General features: G+C 65.7%; 13 protein-coding genes and 1 tRNA gene. 7 read left to right on the top strand and 7 right to left on the bottom strand.

What is annotated here, in order from left to right:
- Positions 1-5: 5 nt before the first annotated feature.
- From QRO95_RS12905 to QRO95_RS12885, 5 genes are read right to left on the bottom strand one after another with little or no spacing between them, the layout of a single operon-like run.
- The gene (locus QRO95_RS12905) at positions 6-725 is read right to left on the bottom strand and encodes a hypothetical protein (RefSeq protein WP_285302734.1); all 720 of its coding nucleotides are present in this window, start codon (positions 723-725) and stop codon (positions 6-8) included.
- Positions 722-1,678, bottom strand: coding sequence for a hypothetical protein (locus QRO95_RS12900; RefSeq protein ID WP_032127575.1), 957 nt, complete (start codon positions 1,676-1,678; stop codon positions 722-724). The genes QRO95_RS12905 and QRO95_RS12900 overlap by 4 nt, the downstream gene beginning before the upstream one ends.
- Positions 1,679-1,724: 46 nt before the next feature.
- The gene (locus QRO95_RS12895; RefSeq protein ID WP_285302733.1) at positions 1,725-4,523 is read right to left on the bottom strand and encodes a TonB-dependent siderophore receptor; all 2,799 of its coding nucleotides are present in this window, start codon (positions 4,521-4,523) and stop codon (positions 1,725-1,727) included.
- Positions 4,524-4,534: 11 nt separating this feature from the next.
- Positions 4,535-5,503 (bottom strand): FecR domain-containing protein, encoded by a 969-nt coding sequence (locus QRO95_RS12890; RefSeq protein ID WP_285302732.1) that lies wholly within the window; start codon positions 5,501-5,503, stop codon positions 4,535-4,537.
- Complete coding sequence (locus tag QRO95_RS12885) at positions 5,500-6,009, bottom strand: RNA polymerase sigma factor (protein WP_029379863.1); 510 nt, start codon at positions 6,007-6,009, stop codon at positions 5,500-5,502. The genes QRO95_RS12890 and QRO95_RS12885 overlap by 4 nt, the downstream gene beginning before the upstream one ends.
- A gap of 256 nt (positions 6,010-6,265) precedes the next feature.
- Between QRO95_RS12885 and QRO95_RS12880 the strand changes: the two genes are divergently transcribed.
- The 3 genes from QRO95_RS12880 (at position 6,266) to QRO95_RS12870 (ending at position 10,367) form a co-directional block, all read left to right on the top strand.
- Positions 6,266-9,139 carry an autotransporter domain-containing protein gene (locus tag QRO95_RS12880; RefSeq protein WP_121503909.1) on the top strand — a complete coding sequence of 958 codons (2,874 nt, stop codon included), beginning with the start codon at positions 6,266-6,268 and terminating at the stop codon, positions 9,137-9,139.
- Positions 9,140-9,236: 97 nt separating this feature from the next.
- Entirely contained in the window at positions 9,237-10,241 is a 1,005-nt protein-coding gene (locus QRO95_RS12875; protein ID WP_285302731.1) for a 2-hydroxyacid dehydrogenase, read from the top strand.
- Positions 10,242-10,291: 50 nt separating this feature from the next.
- Positions 10,292-10,367: transfer RNA gene (locus tag QRO95_RS12870), tRNA-Thr, on the top strand.
- 71 nt (positions 10,368-10,438) lie between these two features.
- Here the strand turns inward: QRO95_RS12870 and QRO95_RS12865 are convergent.
- Positions 10,439-11,074 (bottom strand): GyrI-like domain-containing protein, encoded by a 636-nt coding sequence (locus tag QRO95_RS12865; RefSeq protein WP_285302730.1) that lies wholly within the window; start codon positions 11,072-11,074, stop codon positions 10,439-10,441.
- 352 nt (positions 11,075-11,426) lie between these two features.
- Between QRO95_RS12865 and cyoA the strand changes: the two genes are divergently transcribed.
- The 4 genes from cyoA to cyoD are packed head-to-tail and all read left to right on the top strand — an operon-like array spanning position 11,427 to position 15,443.
- Positions 11,427-12,467 (top strand): ubiquinol oxidase subunit II, encoded by a 1,041-nt coding sequence (cyoA, locus tag QRO95_RS12860; RefSeq protein ID WP_049424459.1) that lies wholly within the window; start codon positions 11,427-11,429, stop codon positions 12,465-12,467.
- Positions 12,468-12,469: 2 nt separating this feature from the next.
- Positions 12,470-14,467, top strand: a complete 1,998-nt coding sequence (gene cyoB, locus QRO95_RS12855; protein WP_049462341.1) for a cytochrome o ubiquinol oxidase subunit I — start codon at positions 12,470-12,472, stop codon at positions 14,465-14,467.
- A complete protein-coding gene (gene cyoC, locus QRO95_RS12850) occupies positions 14,464-15,102 on the top strand; it encodes a cytochrome o ubiquinol oxidase subunit III (protein ID WP_012510428.1) in 639 nt (212 codons plus the stop codon). Before cyoB ends, cyoC begins: the two co-directional genes overlap by 4 nt.
- A complete protein-coding gene (gene cyoD, locus QRO95_RS12845) occupies positions 15,102-15,443 on the top strand; it encodes a cytochrome o ubiquinol oxidase subunit IV (RefSeq protein ID WP_005408584.1) in 342 nt (113 codons plus the stop codon). Before cyoC ends, cyoD begins: the two co-directional genes overlap by 1 nt.
- Before the next feature lie 119 nt (positions 15,444-15,562).
- Here the strand turns inward: cyoD and QRO95_RS12840 are convergent, their stop codons facing one another.
- On the bottom strand, positions 15,563-17,623 hold the full coding sequence (locus QRO95_RS12840) for a bifunctional diguanylate cyclase/phosphodiesterase (protein WP_285302744.1): 2,061 nt from the start codon (positions 17,621-17,623) through the stop codon (positions 15,563-15,565).
- Between the last annotated feature and the right edge of the window lie 9 nt (positions 17,624-17,632).

The following is a 17,632-nucleotide window of genomic DNA, read 5'->3' as shown; positions in this document are numbered from 1 at the left end:
GTGGCCTACCGGCGGCTCACGCCGCGCAGGGCGCCCTGCGCATCGAACTGCAGGCGCACGGATTCGCGGTCACCGGCGACTTCGTCCGGCAGCCATACCAGCTTGCCGGCTTTGCGCACGATCACGTAGACGTGGCCGACTTCAGATGCGGGGTTCTGCAGCGCATTGCGCTGTTCCTGCAGCGCCTGCGCCACGCGCGGAACAGCTTCGAAATCGATGCTGGCCAGGGATGTGCTGCTGCGCTGCAGGCTGATGGTCGGCGCAAACTGCTGCGGGTTCACCGGATTGCCCTTGCGCCATTGGCCACGTTCAAAGTGATAGCTGTCGACGTGGCCCGGCTGTTGCGGATCGACCAGATCGAGGTTGATGCGGCCATCGTCGTAGAAGTGGATGCTGTGGAAGACCGTCAGCCGCTGGCCGGCCAGCGCTGGCATCTGCTCCAGTGCCTGACGGGCAGCCAGCAGGTAGTCCGCACCGAACAGGCGGTTGTTGCGCTCGGGCGCTCCAGCGGTGCTCGCGGCGGGGAAGGGCGCCGGGGACGGCACAAGCGATGCGGATTGCTCGCGCGGCGACTGGGACGAGACGGACGCGGGCAACCAGTCCGGCTGTACCGAATGCCCCAGCGTTTCGCTGATGGTCTGCAGGGCGCCTCCGGCAACGGCCACGCCCGCCAGAACCAGCAGCAGTACCAGGAACACTGTGCGGGTTGAGGGCGGCTGTTTCATACTCCCTCCAGGCGCACGTTGCTGCGGTCATCCGGGTCGTACAGCAGCGTCACATGCTCGCGCGGGATGTTGGCCAGTTCAATCAGCGGGATGAAGCGGCGCACGCGAGCCTGCTGCACGTTGCCTTCGCGGTCGATGTATTCCAGCTGGAACTCCACCTGCGGCTGTTCGTTGAGGTAGGTGCCGGTCTGACGCACCTTCAACACCCTGGCCTCCACGCCGATGCCGCGATACTTCAGCGCATCGCCGCGGGCATCGGCGTGCAGCAGGCGGCCGAGCAGGCGCAGGCCCAGCGCATAGCCACACAGCACCAGCGGGCACACCAGCAGCGGGTGACCGAACGACAGGAAGGTCCAGCCCAGCCCCTCGCTCTGCAGCTGGTAGGCCCACACATAGGCAGCGGCAACGATGGCGATGCCGAGTGCTGCACCGATGCCGCGCCGCCACAGGCTGGCGACATTCAGTTCGGGCTGGGCACCGTCCAGCACGATGTTGGGGAATGCTCCGGGTGTCCGGCCCAGGCGCGCATCGATGTGCCTGCCCACCTCGAAGCGATGCAGCTGGGGTTTGCTGTCGACCACCAGCATCTGTTCGCGGACCGGCGTACCGGACAGGTTCTTGAAGGACAACTGCAGTTTCCATTGCGCGAACCCACGTACCTGCACGCCGGTCTGTTCGGCCTGCTCGATCAGCGCACTGCGCGGTTCACCGTCGGCCAGGATCGACTGCACCCGGTGCAGTGCGCGTGGCGGCCCCAGCAACAGGTAGTGCAGGAAGGCGAACAGCAGCATCAGCCACAGGACCATCGACAGTGCGAGCAGCAACAGTGCCAGCCACGGTGCGCTGCGGTCGACCAGCGCTACCGGCCACGAAGTGCCGAAATAGAGAATGCAGGGAAAAGGCAACGCGAAGAACAGCAGGAACGCGCCCCAGAACCAGAGATAGGCTTTCATGGGGGAAGGGGACCGCGGTGGAACAGGGCGCGTAGATTACTACGCTTCAGCGGAACTGCAGGGTAAGCAGGTAGTAGCGGCCGAGCGGATCGTCCAGCCCGGGCATCTGCCCGCCATTGCCGACCAGATAGTTCACCGGTTGCGTGTCCAGCACGTTGTGCACGTCCAGCGCTGCAACGATGCGCGGCCCCAGCCGGCGTGCGAGGTGCAGGTTCCAGCGCAGCTGCCGTGGGTTCATGCAGTGGTTCCGGTCGACCTGCTTCTGCGGGCACTCCGCCCCCGGCAGCCAGGCACGCGTGCGCCCGATCTGGTTGCCGCGCAGCGCGATGTCCCAGTTGCTGTTCTGCCATTGCACGTTCAACACCGCAGCCAGCTCGGGTGTCACATGGCCACGCAGGTCCACGGCGGCCTCATGGTCACGGCGGCGAAGCAGTTCCTGCTGCTTCAGCGCATCGAGCGAAAACAACCATTGGCCGTTGCTGCCGCTGTCGATGCGGTACTCGCCACGCAGCACCCAGTTGCGGGAGGTGGTGCGGCCGATGTTGTCGAACGACAGGCGCAGGCTGCCCAGGTGGCCGTCTTCATCCAGTTCCCACGTGCTGCGGTTCCACACCGCATCGCTCGGCTGCAGGGCGAGGATCTCGTTGCGCAGTTCCACGATGTTGTGGGTCAGCGACAGCGAGAACGTGTCGTCGGGCGTCCACGTGGCTGCCAGCGAATGGCTGCGTGATCGTTCGGCCTTCAGTGCATCGTTCTCAACCACGTTGGCCGTGACGCTGCAGCCGCCACCACGCGTGGTGATCGCACATTCCGGAAGGGCACTGGACACCGGAAGCGTGATCGAGCCGAAGTAGCCGGGAGGCCGCCGTTGCTCGAACAGGCTCGGTGCACGATAGCCGCGCCCGCTGGCCAGCAGGAACGACCAGTGCGGCGTCGGGCTCCAGCGCAGCCCGGCACGAGGCGAGAACGCCATGAAGCCGCCGTCGCGGTCCCAGCGTGCAGCCAGGTCCGCGCGCAGCGTGGGGGCCAGCGGCAGGCCCAGCTCGGCGTAGACGCCACTGCTTTGTCGCGACAGGCGGCGTCGCTGCTGTGGCAGGCCCAGCGCAAGGTCGCCCTGGCTCAGCAGTGCGTCCGGGCGCGAGGTCCAGCGTTCATGGCGCAGGTCGATGCCGGTGGCCAGCTGCGCATTGCCGCCGGGCATTGCCATCAGCTCACGCTGCACGCCCCACCAGCCCTGCCATTGTGCGGTGCTGCCGCGGTTGCGGATGGACGGAAACAGCGTGTCCGCCTCGGCCGCCGGCGGCGCGTCGAAACCGGGAGTGAACCTGCGCGCCTGCGTTGCTTCAAGCAGGCGTGTCGTGCGCACGGTGCCTGCAGTGGACAAGGTCACGTCGCTGCGCTGCGCGCTGATGCCCGCCTCCCAGCTGCGCCGGCCCTGGTCGCGGCCGATGCCGAAGGTAAGGTCGGCATCGGTGGCGCGGACGCTGGGGCGCACGTTGCCGGCCTCACGCAGCACACTGTTGAAGGTGATTCCGCGCGAGACCACCGCAACGGCGGTCGGGCCCAGATCGAAGCGCTGGCGGTTGTGACTGGCCCGCGCCTCGACATAGGCATAGCGTCCCTCACCACGTTCATGCCGGTAGTGCAGGAAGGCCGACGCGGTATCCGAGGCGGGCTGCAGCGACCGCGGCCGCGCGCTGTCAAACCAGCAGCCATCCTCGCGCCGCTTCAGGGGCGGCTCGCAGCGCCGGGCGGGCACGTACCAGTTGCCGAAGATCGCGCCGATCGGATACAGCGAGGTTTCCGCGTGCCAGTCACGCTGGTCACCGGCGACATGTTCGACACGGTGCAGATCGAGTCCGGCAAACCAGCGGTCCCCGTTGCCACGCGCGCCGCCCGTGGCGGCCTGCAGGCGGTACTGGCCCGCATCGCCGCGGCTGCTGAGCCCGGTCTGCAGCATGGCTTCGGGCCCATCGGCCTGGTCGCGCAGGATGATGTTGACCACGCCGGACATGGCGTCGGCCCCATAGATGGCCGAGGCACCACCGCGTACCAGTTCGATGCGGTCGACGAAGCTCAGCGGAATGCCGCCGAGGTCGGTGAGCCCACCCTGTTCCAGCGACACCATCGGATAGCGCGGCAGGCGCCGGCCGTTGACCAGGAACAGCGTCGCCCGCGGGCCCATGCCGTCGAGACTGGTGGTGGCCGCTGCGCCCACCGGCAGGTACTGCGAATCGCCGCCGCGCGAGGTGCTCATGGCCGGATGGCCGTTCATGCCGGGCAGGTGCCGCAGCAGGTCGAACAGATTGCCGTAGCCGCTGCGCAGGATATCGTCGCGATCGATGGTGGTGACCGGCAGTGTGGTCTGCACCGAAGAGCGCGGCAGCCGGCTGCCGGTGACATGGATGGGCGCCAGTTCCACCTGGTGTGGCGTGTCGGCGGACTTGGGAGCCGGGCGCGGCAGGCGCGGGACTGCGACCGCTTTCGGCGGCGTGGCAGGGGGCTCGGGATGGACGCGCCGCACGACAAAGGCACCGGATGAAGTGCGCAGGATGTTCACCGGCAGGCCGGCGACCAGCTGCTTCAGGGAGGCCCCGGTATCGCGTTGGTCACGGCTGCCGCCGGTGCGCAGATCATCCAGTTCACGTGCGTCGAACAGCAGGGCGGTGCCACTCTGCCGGGCCCATTGCTGCAGTGCCGGCACCAGTGGGCCGGCGCCCACGTCGATCTCCAGCGTGCCGGCGGGCTCGCCGGAATCGGCCATCGGTAGTGCGGCAACACCCAGTGCAAGGCATAGCAGGGCGCGGAGCAGCCCCCACTGCAGCGCACCCGGACCTGCCTTCACTGCCGGTCTCCTCAGTAGGTGCGGCGCAGTTCCAGCGCGCCATCCGGACGCGTCTGGCCAGCCACGGACCAACCCAGTTCCAGCGCCGACAGCAGCTCCTGTGCATCACCGGCGCGGAAGGTGCCGCTTACAGCCAGGTCGGTGATCTCCGGATCGACGATCACCAGTGGCGTGCGGCCATAACGGTTCATGCGCTCGACCACGATCGACAGTGGCGTGGCATCGAACACCAGTTGCCCACGCAGCCAGCCTTCAGCGGCTGCGTTGGACGAGAGGGCAGGGCCCGGCTGGATACGGCCGGAGGGCAATACCTGCAGCTGTTGGCCGGGTGCCAGCGTGTGCTGCGCTGCGCCGTTGCTGACTTCCACGGCACCTTCCAGCAGTGCGACCTCGACCAGGCCGTCGCGCAGGCGTTCCACCTGGAAGGTCGTGCCGATGTCGCGGATCGTACTGTCGCCGGCGTGCAGCTGCAGCGCCTTGTTCGACGGAGCGACCTGCAGTTGCAGCCGACCCCGCTCCAGCACCAGATCACGATGACGCCAGCCGAAGCGGGCGCGGAGGGTGGTGCCGGCATCCAGCATGGCGACGCTGCCATCGGCCAGCGTCTGCTGCTGTGCCTGGTGCGAATCATTGGCGTAGACCTGTGGCGTCGGGTTGCCGTCGACGGCAACCATCCAGCCGATGCCGATCGCCATGCAGACACCGGCGGCAGCGGCCATGCCCGGCAACCAGCGCCGGCGCGGCGGACGCGCCGCCCGTGCCGCGGCGGTGCGCAGCCAGGGGTCAGCCGCAAGCTCCGCACCCTGCTGGAACAGGGTTTCGGCCTGCACCCAGGCTTTGACGTGGGCCGGATCTTCGGCCAGCCAGTCCTCGAACGTTTCGCGTTCGGCCGATGTGCAGTCCGGGGCTTCCAGGCGGGCTACCCAGGCGCTGGCGCGTTCAAACAGCTGTGCATCATCCCTGTGCGGGGTGCCACTCATTGGCCGTCCCTGTCGTTGTGCAGCGGATCCGATCCCAACTCCTGACGCAGGCCCTGCAGGGCCCGGGCGATATGTTTTTCCACGGTCTTGGCAGTAATTCCACAATGCCGCGCGATCTGGGTGTAGCTCATGCCGGTGATGCGGTTGAGCAGATAGACCTCGCGTGCGCGTTCGGGCAGCTTGAACAGGGCCTGCCGCAGCAGGGACAGCATCTGCCCTGACTCGGCCTGGCGCAATGGATCGGGCGAGGAACTGGACGGTTCGTCGCTGCCATCGTGTTCGGCCAGCGGCAGATGCGGCCGCGACTGCGGCGAGCGGCCGCGGTCTGCCAGGCGGTTGCGGGCGATACGATACAGCAGCAGGCGCAGTTCGTCCGGGCCCTGTGCGCGATAGCGGATCAGCCGCTCCATGCAGTCCTGCGCGATATCCTCCGCATCCTCAGGCCCGACCCCCCGCGTGCGCAGGAACGCGCACAGCGGTGCGCGCTCTTCGCGTACGAACGCGATGAAGGCATCCGCAGGTGCAGGCGGCTCCGGCGCGCGATGGATCAGGGGAGACGGGGTGGACAGGGCTGGCCTCGACTGTCGGTGGCGAATGCGTCATCGAGTTTTACGCGACGATGACCGGATGGGGAAGAGTGTGCATCGATCGGATTCTCATTGTGAATGTATTCATTTTTCAGGATCCGTTCCACTGGGGGAGATCGCCCCGCTGCGGCGTTGATCGTTCTACCCGCGTGTTGCGGGTGGAGAGAGAGAACGCATGAAGTATTCGAAGTTGAGCCTGGCCCTGGCCGGGCTGATGGGCGTTGGCGCCATCGCGGCAGCTGATGACGTCATGGCAATGAGTTATCACGTGCAGGACGATCGCGTCTTCCTCAGCGGCGGCGTCACCGTCGCCGATGTGGTGGCGCTGCCCGCACTGCTGGCCAAGGCGCAGGCTGAAGGCCGTCCGATCCGCGAAGTCGTGCTGCGAACGTCCAACGGTGGCGCGCTGATCGCCGGCGAGTGGCTGCAGGCGGTGATCCGTACCCAGGGCCTGGACACCATCGTGTCCGGCCACTGCATTTCGTCCTGCTCGATCATGCAGTCCGGTGGCGTCAACCGTTACCTCGGCGGCGATCTGCCGCTGGTCGACTCGGTGCAGATCCATGCCGCCAGCAGTGGTGGCAGGATCACCTATGCGCCGTCGCCGCGCATGACCCAGATCTACACAGGCAACTACGGCGGTGGCATGGATGCGGGCCTGTTGCACAAGGCCATGTATGAAGTGGTGCAGCCCAATGGCCTGCTGGTATTCCGCGACCCGGCGCGTACCACGGGTACGTCGGTTACCTTCGATCCGGATGGCAGTGGGAGCAAGCTGGAGTCATTCCCGGGCCAGGACATCCGCAGCAACAGCATCATCAACACGGCGGGCTATCGCGATCCGGGTGACACCCTTCGTGTCACCAGCAACGTCAGCGGCGACATCAACCCGGGCTACCTGCGCACCGCGCGCCAGCTGCAGGCCTTCGTCGACGACGATTTCGCGCGCTGGAATACCGACTGGGCCAGCACCTACATCAACTATGCGGTGAGCCTGTACAACTTCTCCACGCGGGGGGCGAACGGTATCGGCGCGCAGTCGTTGCAGCAGCTGCTCGCCGACCCCGACCTCCAGGATGAACTGCGCGGCCAGCTGCGGCTGGCCGATCTGGATGCCTCGACCCTGGCCAACTCCGCCGGCGTGATCCGTGTCAGCAATGGCGCCACCTGGCGCACTGCTGAAACCACCGGCGCCGATTTCATTCTGGTGGACAACGGCACCATCGCACTGGAGGGTGGTGCGCTGCGCACCCCCGAGCTGCGGGTGATGCCGGGCAGCATCGTGGTTGGCCACGGTGATATCGCATCGGTCGGCACCGACAGCGATGCGCTGCTGGATGGCACCGGCCCGTCCTACCGCGAAGATGGCTTCAACCGCCTGCGCGTGTTCGGCACGCTGATGCCGCGCGGTGGGGATCTGGTGACCCACGGCTACGTCAACATCATGCCCGGCGGCCAGGTGCTGTTTGATGTTACCGAAGCCGGTGGTACCGGCAGTGGCCGCCTGCGCGTCGGCAGCTTCTACGACGGCGGCACCGAGGAGGGCGCGCTGGTGATCGCGCAGGGCGCACACCTTGCGTTGAATGTGGCCCAGGGCTTCTATGCCGGTGCCTACCGCCGCGATCTGGTGGAAGGGCCGATCTACCAGGGGGGCTTCCAGGATGTCGTGCGGCTGGGGGACGCCGGATACAGTGCCAGCATCACTGCCGGTGAAGTGTTCCGCCCGCGCCACAATTCACTGCTCAGCTTCAACGTGAAGCAGACGGCCGATGGCCTGTGGCTGACCGCCAACCCGGGCTTCGACCAGCTGGGCCTGTTTGCCAACGGTACGTCCGGCGACGGCCTGGGCCGCGCGCTGGCGACCGCCTCCGATCGCCAGGACAAGGGACTGAGATCGCTGCTGGGCGCACTGCAGTTCGCCGACCGCGATGTGATCGCACAACAGGCCGGTGCCCTGCGCGGTGATGCGCACGCCAGCCTGCGACTGGCCGACACCGCGCTGGTGGGCAGTATCGGCAACGTCGTGCAGCAGCACCAGTCGGCCATGCGCAGCGGCGGTGATGCCGATGGCCTGGCCTCGCAGGTGGCGCAGTCGGTCTCCTCCCAGCCGGGCATGCGCCATGGCAGCCTGTTCAACCAGCTGGCGATGCACCTGGTCGAGCCGGCGTCGGACAGCGTTGCGGGCAGCGGTGACGCTGGACGCAGCCACGGCATCTGGGCACGTGGTTTCGCCAGCCATGGTCGCATCGATGCTGACGGTGGCGTGGCCGGCCTGAGCCACACCATCGGTGGCATCGTGGTCGGTGCCGATACCCGCGTGGCCGATGACCGCGTGACCCTGGGCGTCAGCGTGGCCGCGGCGGACATGTCGACCAAGGCCAGCGATGGCTCTGGTTTCACCGGTGACGTGCGTGCGCTGGACGTGGGCGGCTACCTCGATGCGACGTACGCGCGCGGCTATCTGTCGGCGGCCGTGCGCTACACCGATCTGCGCCACGATACGCGTCGCAGCATCAACGGCATTGATGGCCTGCAGCAGCCACTGCGCGCCAAGTACAGCAACGATGCGATCTCCGCACGGGTGGAACATGCGTTCTCCTTCACCACCGCCAAGGGCCTGGTGATCCAGCCGTTGCTGCCGGTGGTGGACTACGCGCGCACCTCGGCTACCCGCTTCAACGAAGGGCAGGGCGCCGGTGCGCTGGTTGGCCGCAGCGGCAGCCTGGAGAGCATCCGCGTGGGTGCGGGTCTGCAGCTGTTCAAGACCTTTGAAGGCAACAACGGCGAGCGCATCACCCCGCGCGCCCGGGTGGTCTGGCAGAAGGAACTGGGCGATTCGCAGGCCCGCTACAGCACCGGCTTCGCCGCGGCACCGGATCTGGTGTTCGGCGCCAGCAGCCAGGCGGTGGGCGAGCAGGTGCTGGCCTGGAACCTGGGTGTGACCAGCCGTGCCAGCGAGCGGCTGTCGATCATGGCCGATTACGTGGGTGAGCGCCGCGACGGGCAGATCCAGAACGGCGTGATGCTGGGCCTGGGCTACAAGTTCTAAGTGGCACCCGGCACCGGCGATGACGGCATCGCCGGTGCCATCCCAACGCGGGTGCTGCTGCGGTATGGTCGGTATGCCATTCCACCCAGGCCCGTCCATGCAGATCGCCGTCTTCAGTGCCCGTCCCTACGACCGTCGTTTCCTTGATGAGGCGAACCAGCGCGATGCGGCTGGGGACGGCTTTGCGTTCGTGTACTTCGATGTGGCGCTGGACGTGCACACGGCCGCGCTGGCGCAGGATTGCGCAGCCGTATGCGTGTTCGTCAACGACCGCCTGGATGCGCCGGTGCTGCACGCCCTGCATGCGATGGGCGTGCGGGCCGTACTGCTGCGCTGTGCCGGCTTCAACAATGTGGACCTGGCAGCCGCGAAAGCGCTGGATCTGTTCGTCGCACGCGTACCGGCCTATTCCCCGGAGGCGGTGGCCGAGCATGCGTTGGCGCTGGTGATGACCCTCAACCGGCAGACTCATCGCGCCTACAACCGCGTGCGCGAGGGCAACTTCATGCTCGATGGCCTGCTCGGACGCACCTTGCATGGCCGCACGGTTGGCATTGTGGGTACCGGCAAGATCGGGCTGGCCACCGCGCGCATCTTCAACGGCATGGGCTGCACCGTGCTGGGGCACGATCCTTATCCGTCACCCGCGTTCGGCGGTATCGGCGAAATGGTCGGGCTGGATGAACTGCTGGCGCGTGCCGACATCGTGTCGCTGCATTGCCCGCTGACGCCTGAGACTCATCACCTGATCAATGATGCATCACTGGCCCGGATGAAGCCGGGCGCGATGCTGGTCAACACCTCGCGTGGCGGGCTGGTCGATACCCATGCGGTGATCTGCGCGCTGAAGTCACGCCGGCTGGGTCATCTGGCCATCGACGTGTACGAGCAGGAAAGCGCGCTGTTCTTCCAGGACCTGTCTGGCGAGATCATCGACGACGAGGCCTTCCAGCGCCTGATGACCTTCCCGAATGTGCTGGTGACCGGCCACCAGGGCTTCTTCACCGTGGAGGCGCTGCAGGAGATCTCGGCGATCACGCTGGGGAACCTGCAGGATTTCGTGGCCGGGCGGGTGTGCGCCAACCGGGTAGAGGTGGGCTGAGCCGGATGGATTGACCGCCGGGTCGCCCAGCCCGTAAAATCGCGGGCTCCGCCGGAATAGCTCAGTTGGTAGAGCGGCGCATTCGTAATGCGTAGGTCGCAGGTTCGACTCCTGTTTCCGGCACCAGTTGTAATGAAAAGCCCCGGCCTTGGTTGGGGCTTTTTGTTTTGGCATTTGAAGCAATCACTGGCCTTGTGTCATGAGCGCGAACCCTTATCAGGCTCAAGCGCGCGCACCGGCTGCCGCAGCACGGTCTTCAACCGCGCCGCGTCGATCCTGCGCGGATCGCTCAGGTAGATCTCGTGATGGGGGCCGGCGAAGGCGTAGCCCAGCGAAGGCATCAGTTCGTTGTGCAGATGGGCGAGGGCCGGACCCTCGTCATCGTAGGCGCCTACATGCAGGGTCTGCAGGCAGAGGCCTTCTTCAAGAATTTCATGGCGAAGGCTGGCCGGGACCTCGCCCAGTTTCTTCGCCGACTTGGCGATGGCAGCCTCCAACTGCGCTGGACTGATCCCGTCCGGCGTACGGATCATCACCGTCCACCTCCACTCATCCTTGCGGCGTGCGACAAAGCTCGACGGATCCTCGGCGGTCCACAGGGCTTCCAGCGGTGGCACCACGTAGTCCTGGCCCCCGGCCTTCAGTGCGAACTTCAGTGCATAGCTCACCGCGTACAGCCACTGCACGGCCTGCAGGTAGGCGGGGGCGGTATTCGGATCACCGTGGCCGTCGACCATCAGGTAGGGCAGGGGCGGTACGTCTACCGTCACGAACCGGCCCGCCGGGGGCAGGTACAACGCGCGATCGCGCTTCTTGAAGTCGAACTTGTCCACGGGCCTTCCTCCTGCGCCGAGCATCCCACGCCGGGCACCCGCCAGCACGCCTGAACAGGTTCAGATGACTTTGCCGAACACGGGCGGAGCAGCCGCCATCGCCCGATGCTAGGATGCCGCCCCCGGGTGTTCTGCCCGCCGCGGTTGCGCGGTGCGACAACGTGTCGCAGCCAGAAACGGGCCTTTCCTGCGCTCGATCATTGTCAATGCCTTTCTTAAATGGTGGGTGACGGCCTAAAATTGAAAGGCTGACTCGACCCCACCTCCCTGCCTGTCTTCCGGACCGGTGGGACCGGCTTTGGCCGGAACAGGCAGGACGGGGAACGGCATTCCCTCGCAATTGGATCGACCGATGATTCCGTTGAAAACCCTTGGGCGCTGGTTGCGCCCGGGCCTGCTGCTGTCGTTGCTGGTGATGCTCACCGGCTGCGATGCGGTGGCCATCCTCAGTCCGAAGGGCCAGATCGGCCAGGATGAGAAGACCCTGCTGATCACGGCCACCGTGCTCATGCTGCTGGTCGTCATCCCGGTCATCATCATGACCCTGACCTTCGCGTGGAAGTATCGCGCCTCCAACACCAAGGCCCGCTACGAGCCGAAGTGGTCCCACTCGACGGCGATCGAGGTGGTGGTGTGGTCCATTCCCTGCATGATCGTGCTGGTGCTGGCGGTCCTGACCTGGCGTTCGTCGCACGCGCTGGACCCGTACAAGCCGCTGGAATCGGACGTCAAGCCGGTCACCATCGAGGCGATCTCGCTGGACTGGAAGTGGCTGTTCATCTATCCGGAAGAGAAGGTGGCGGTCGTCAACGAAATCAAGTTCCCGGTCAACACGCCGCTGAACTTCAAGATCACGTCCGATTCGGTGATGAATGCGTTCTTCATCCCGCACCTGGGCAGCATGATCTACTCGATGGCTGCGATGGAGACCAAGCTCCATCTGATCGCCAACGAGACCGGTGAATTCCCGGGCATGTCCTCGCACTACAGCGGCGCGGGCTTCGCCAAGATGCACTTCACCGCCTACTCGGTCACCGATGCCGAATACCGCCAGTGGCTGGACCAGGTCCGCGCCGGCGAGCAGACCCTGGACAAGGCCTCGTTCAAGGCGCTGGGTGAAGCACGCAACGCCGAGTGGTATCCGGTCACCTACTTCGGCAAGACCGAAGAAGGCCTGTTCGACTGGGTCATCGCCAAGCACATGGGCGACAACAAGCATTACGGCATGAAGCACGAACACGCCGGTGCCGCCGCTGCCGATGCCGCCAGCCATGAAGCGCACGAGGGCCATGCCCCCAGTGACGCGCATGATTCCAAGGAATCGGGTGAAAACCTGGATGCCAACGAACACGAACACGCAGGCCACGCCGGCCATGCGGGCTCGGGAGAATGAACATGTTGGGTAAACTCTCAATTGAGTCGATCCCCCACGATCCGATCGTGCTGACCACCCTGGTCGGCGCGGTGCTGGGTGGCCTGGGCGTCATGGCCCTGATCACCAAGTTCAAGCTGTGGGGCTATCTGTGGAAGGAGTGGTTCACTTCGGTGGATCACAAGAAGATCGGCGTGATGTACCTCATCGTCGCCTTCGTCATGCTGCTGCGCGGTTTCTCCGACGCCATCATGATGCGTACCCAGCAGGCGCTCGCCGTCGGCGGGTCCGAGGGTTACCTGCCGCCGCACCACTACGACCAGATCTTCACCGCGCACGGCGTGATCATGATCTTCTTCGTGGCGATGCCGCTGATCACCGGCCTGATGAACCTGGCCGTGCCGCTGCAGATCGGTGCGCGCGACGTCGCGTTCCCGTTCGTCAACTCGCTCAGCTTCTGGCTGTTCGTGTCCGGTGCGGTGCTGATCATGCTGTCGCTGTGGATCGGTGAGTTCGCTGCCACCGGCTGGCTGGCGTTCCCGCCGTTGTCGGGCATCGAATACAGTCCAAGCGTAGGCATGGACTACTACATCTGGGGTCTACAGGTCGCAGGCCTGGGTACCACGCTGAGCGGTATCAACTTCTTCATCACCATCCTGAAGATGCGTACCCCCAGCATGAAGCTGATGCAGATGCCGGTGTTCACCTGGACCGCCCTGGTGACCAACGTGCTGATCGTTGCGGCCTTCCCGGTGCTGACCATCACCCTGGTGCTGCTGACCCTGGACCGTTACCTGGGTACGCACTTCTTCACCAATGACGGTGGCGGCAACGCCATGCTGTACATCAACCTGATCTGGATCTGGGGTCACCCGGAGGTGTACATCCTGGTCCTGCCGGCGTTCGGTGTGTTCTCCGAAGTCATCGCGACCTTCTCGCGCAAGGCGCTGTTCGGCTACAAGGGCATGGTCTACGCCACCGCCTGCATCGGCGTGCTGTCGTTCATCGTGTGGCTGCACCACTTCTTCACCATGGGCTCGGGTGCCAACGTCAATGCCTTCTTCGGCATCACGACGATGATCATCTCGATCCCGACCGGCGTGAAGATCTTCAACTGGCTGTTCACCATGTTCCGCGGTCGCGTGCAGTTCACCACGCCCGTGCTGTGGACCATCGGCTTCATGGTCACCTTCACCATCGGCGGCATGACCGGCGTGATGCTGGCGATCCCGGCCATCGACTTCGTGCTGCACAACAGCCTGTTCCTGATCGCCCACTTCCACAACGTCATCATCGGCGGCGTGGTGTTCGGCATGTTCGCCGGCATCACCTACTGGTGGCCGAAGATGTTCGGCTTCCGCCTCAATGAGTTCTGGGGCAAGTGCGCGTTCTGGTGCTGGTTCATCGGCTTCTACGTGACCTTCATGCCGATGTACGTGCTGGGCTTCATGGGCATGACCCGTCGTCTGCAGAGCACCGTCAACCCGGCCTACGAGCCGCTGCTGCTGGTCGCTGCCGCAGGTGCCTTCATCGTGGGTGCCGGCATCCTGTGCCAGATCATCCAGGTGGCCGTGTCGATCCGCGACCGCAAGAAGACCGCCGACCTGACCGGCGACCCGTGGGATGCCCGTACGCTGGAGTGGGAAACCTCTTCGCCGCCGGCCTTCTACAACTTCGGCAGCCTGCCGGAAGTCACCGAGCTGGACGATTTCTGGGAGCGCAAGCAGCGTGGTGAAGCCTGGCCGAAGCCGGCCAAGTACACCGACATCCACATGCCGCGCAACACCGGCACGGGCGTTGTCATCGGTGCCTTCAGCCTGGTGTTCGGCTTCGCGATGATCTGGCACATCTGGTGGCTGGCCATCGTCGGCTTCGTCGGCATGATCGCCACGTTCATCTACCGCACCTTCGACCAGGACGTGGACTACTGGGTCCCGGCCGCCGAGGTGGAACGCATCGAGAACGAACACCGCAAGCACCTGGAAAACCAGGGCCTGGTGAAGTCGGAGCTGAAGGCATGAGCACCAATACCTCGACCCTGAGCCACGGGCACGCCGCGCAAGCGGCGGCCCATGGCCATGACGACCACGAGCACCACGACACCGGCGGCAACACCGTCTTCGGTTTCTGGGTGTACCTGATGAGCGACTGCCTCATCTTCGCCTCGCTGTTCGCCACCTACGTGGTGCTGGCCGGCGGTACCGATGGTGGCCCGACCGCGAAGGACCTGTTCGAACTGCCGTTCGTGGCATGGGAAACCGCGCTGCTGCTGACCTCCTCGCTGACCTTCGGCCTGGGCATGATTGCCATGCACCGCAAGCAGATGGGCCAGATGTACCTGTGGCTGGGCATCACCTGGCTGCTGGGCTTCGGCTTCATGTGCATGGAAGTGTGGGAGTTCCAGCACCTGATCCATCAGGGCTACGGTCCGGACCGCAGTGCCTTCCTGTCGGCGTTCTTCGCCCTGGTCGGTACCCACGGCCTGCACGTCAGCGCCGGCCTGCTGTGGCTGCTGGTGATGTTCGTGCAGCTGAAGAAGTACGGCCTGACCCCGACCAACAAGACCCGCATGGCGTGCCTGAGCCTGTTCTGGCACTTCCTGGACCTGATCTGGATCGGCGTGTTCTCCGTCGTCTACCTCAATGGAGCCCTGTAATGGCACATGACAACCATGCACACGACCACGGCACCGGCGGCGAAAGCCATGGCACCGTGAAGTCGTACCTGATCGGCTTCGTGCTGGCGGTGGTGCTGACCGTCATCCCGTTCTGGATGGTGATGTCGGGCGACTTCTCGCGCACCGTCAACGGTGTGGTGATCGCGATCACCGCGGTGCTGCAGATGCTGGTCCACCTGGTGTTCTTCCTGCACCTGGACCGCTCTTCGGAAAGCCGCTGGAACGTCAACGCTGCGGCCTTCACCGTGGTGGTGATCGGCATCATCGTGGTCGGTACCCTGTGGGTCATGCACAACATGAACGTGCACATGATGCACTGACGTCCTCGCGACGTTGCCACGCAGAAAGGCCGCCTTCGGGCGGCCTTTTTGTTTGTCTGCGGATATGGGTAGTGCCGGCCGCTGGCCGGCAATCGCGGGAAGCCGGCCGGAGGCCGGCTCTACCCCGCCACCCGGCGCAGGAACTCTTCGGCATCCATAGGCCGGCCCAGGTGATAGCCCTGCAGCTGGTCGCAGCCCAGTTCGCTCAGGTATTCGCGCTGCGCCTGCGTCTCCACGCCTTCGGCCACCACCTGCAGCTGCAGGGTGCGTCCCAGCGCAATGATCGACGACACGATGGCGGCGTCTTCGTCGTTGCGTTCCAGGTCATGCACGAACGCGCGGTCGATCTTCAGTTCGGTGGCCGGCATCCGCTTCAGGTACAGCAGGCTGGAGTAGCCGGTGCCGAAATCGTCGATGGCGATATGCACGCCCATCGCGGTCAGGTCGTTGAGGATCGCCAGGCTGGCGTCGACATCCTTCATCGCCGTGGTCTCGGTGATCTCCAGGGTCAACCGCGCCGGCTCGATCCGGTGCCGCTGCAGCGCCTCGCGCACGCTGTCCAGCAGCGCCGGCGAGGCGAACTGCAGCGGCGACAGGTTCACCGCCATCGACCATCCGGTATGCCCGGCCTCGTGCCATGCACGCAGCTGTGCACAGGCACGGTCCAGTACCCAGTCGCCGATCGGCAGGATCAGGCCACTGCGCTCGGCGATGGGAATGAACACATCCGGCGCCAGCAGGCCCAGTTCCGGGTGCTGCCAGCGCAGCAGGGCCTCGGCACCGGTAGCTGGTGCGCCAGCGGCCGGGAACTTCGGCTGGTAGTGCAGCAGCAGCTCGTCACGCGCGATCGCCTTGCGCAGGTCCTGCAGCAGGCGCAGCTGGCGGTTGGCACTGAGCTGCATCGACGGGGTGAAGAACGTATAGCCGTTCCGGCCGGTTTCCTTGGTGTGGTACATCGCCGCATCGGCGTGCGCCATCAGTTCGCGCTCGTTGCTGGCGTCATCCGGGTACAGGGCGATGCCGAGACTGGCGCTGACCTGCAGTTCGGCGGCATCCAGGGTGAATGGTTCGCCGGCAGCGGCGATGATGCGTTCGGCCACCACCACCGCATCGTCCGGGGTGTCGATGGCCAGCACTATCACGAACTCGTCGCCGCCGAGGCGCGCGAACGTGTCCTGCGGCCGCAGCAGGCCGCCGATGCGCTGTGCCACCGCCACCAGCAGACGGTCGCCGAGCTGGTGGCCATAGGCATCATTGACCGCCTTGAAGCCGTCCAGGTCGCAGAACATCACCGCCACTGCGCGGCCGCGGCGGCGCGCTTTTTCGATGGCCTGCTCGATGCGGTCCTGCAGCAGCATGCGGTTGGGCAGCTGGGTCAGCGGGTCATGCAGGGCGGCCTGGATCAGCTTGTCGTTGGCGTGTGCCAGTGAATCGGCCAGCAACCCGGTACGCACGCGCATCTGCCGATCGAACAGCGAGGCGACCAGGGCGATGCCCAGCGTGGCCACGGTGGTGACGATCACCAGCACTGCCAGCCAGCGCGTGTCGATGCCGCCGCTGCCGACCGCGCCGCAGATGCTGCCTTCGGGGAAGCGTGCGGCGGCCATGCCGGTGTAATGCATGCCGACGATGGCCAGGCCCATCACCAGCGAGGCCAGTGCGCGCAGGCGCATGGTGTGGCGCTGCTCGGAACGCAGGCGGAAGGCGATCCACAGCGCCGCGCCGGCGGCACCGATGGCTACTGCAATGGAGGCGGCGAACCAGCCCGGGTGATAGTCGATACCCGGCTGCATGCGCATCGCGGCCATGCCGAGGTAGTGCATGGTGGCAATGCCCAGGCCCATCAGCACGGCGCCGGCCAGCAGTCGTCGCCAGGGCAGGCTGGGTCGTGACACCAGCCACAGCGCATAGGCCGAAGCGCCGATCGACACTGCAAGCGAATACAGGGTGATGCCGAGGTCGTAGCCGACCGGGATCGGCAGGTCGAAGGCCAGCATGCCGATGAAATGCATCGACCAGATACCCAGGCCCATCGCCGCCGCGCCGCCGGCCAGCCACCAGCGGGCCACGCGGCCCTCGGCCGTGGCCAGGCGGCCGGCCATGTCCAGCGCCGTGTACGAAGCAAGAATGGCCACCAGCAGGGAGATGGCGACCAGGCTCTGACTGTAACTGCCAGTCATGTTGAATCC

Source organism: Stenotrophomonas maltophilia group sp. Smal13 (assembly GCF_030236855.1).
In the GTDB taxonomy this organism is placed as follows: domain Bacteria; phylum Pseudomonadota; class Gammaproteobacteria; order Xanthomonadales; family Xanthomonadaceae; genus Stenotrophomonas; species Stenotrophomonas maltophilia_A.
The sequence above is the reverse complement of the archived record's forward strand: the minus strand, read 5'-3'. Positions and strand labels throughout refer to the sequence as shown.

Bases quoted from the DNA above. Each gene is read 5' to 3' on its own strand.
- QRO95_RS12900 (WP_032127575.1), bottom strand. From the start codon at position 1,678: ATGAAAGCCTATCTCTGGTTCTGGGGCGCGTTCCTGCTGTTCTTCGCG.
- QRO95_RS12880 (WP_121503909.1), top strand. From the start codon at position 6,266: ATGAAGTATTCGAAGTTGAGCCTGGCCCTGGCCGGGCTGATGGGCGTT.
- QRO95_RS12890 (WP_285302732.1), bottom strand. From the start codon at position 5,503: ATGAGTGGCACCCCGCACAGGGATGATGCACAGCTGTTTGAACGCGCC.
- QRO95_RS12875 (WP_285302731.1), top strand. From the start codon at position 9,237: ATGCAGATCGCCGTCTTCAGTGCCCGTCCCTACGACCGTCGTTTCCTT.
- QRO95_RS12840 (WP_285302744.1), bottom strand. From the start codon at position 17,623: ATGACTGGCAGTTACAGTCAGAGCCTGGTCGCCATCTCCCTGCTGGTG.
- cyoA (WP_049424459.1), top strand. From the start codon at position 11,427: ATGATTCCGTTGAAAACCCTTGGGCGCTGGTTGCGCCCGGGCCTGCTG.
- cyoC (WP_012510428.1), top strand. From the start codon at position 14,464: ATGAGCACCAATACCTCGACCCTGAGCCACGGGCACGCCGCGCAAGCG.
- cyoD (WP_005408584.1), top strand. From the start codon at position 15,102: ATGGCACATGACAACCATGCACACGACCACGGCACCGGCGGCGAAAGC.
- cyoB (WP_049462341.1), top strand. From the start codon at position 12,470: ATGTTGGGTAAACTCTCAATTGAGTCGATCCCCCACGATCCGATCGTG.
- QRO95_RS12905 (WP_285302734.1), bottom strand. From the start codon at position 725: ATGAAACAGCCGCCCTCAACCCGCACAGTGTTCCTGGTACTGCTGCTG.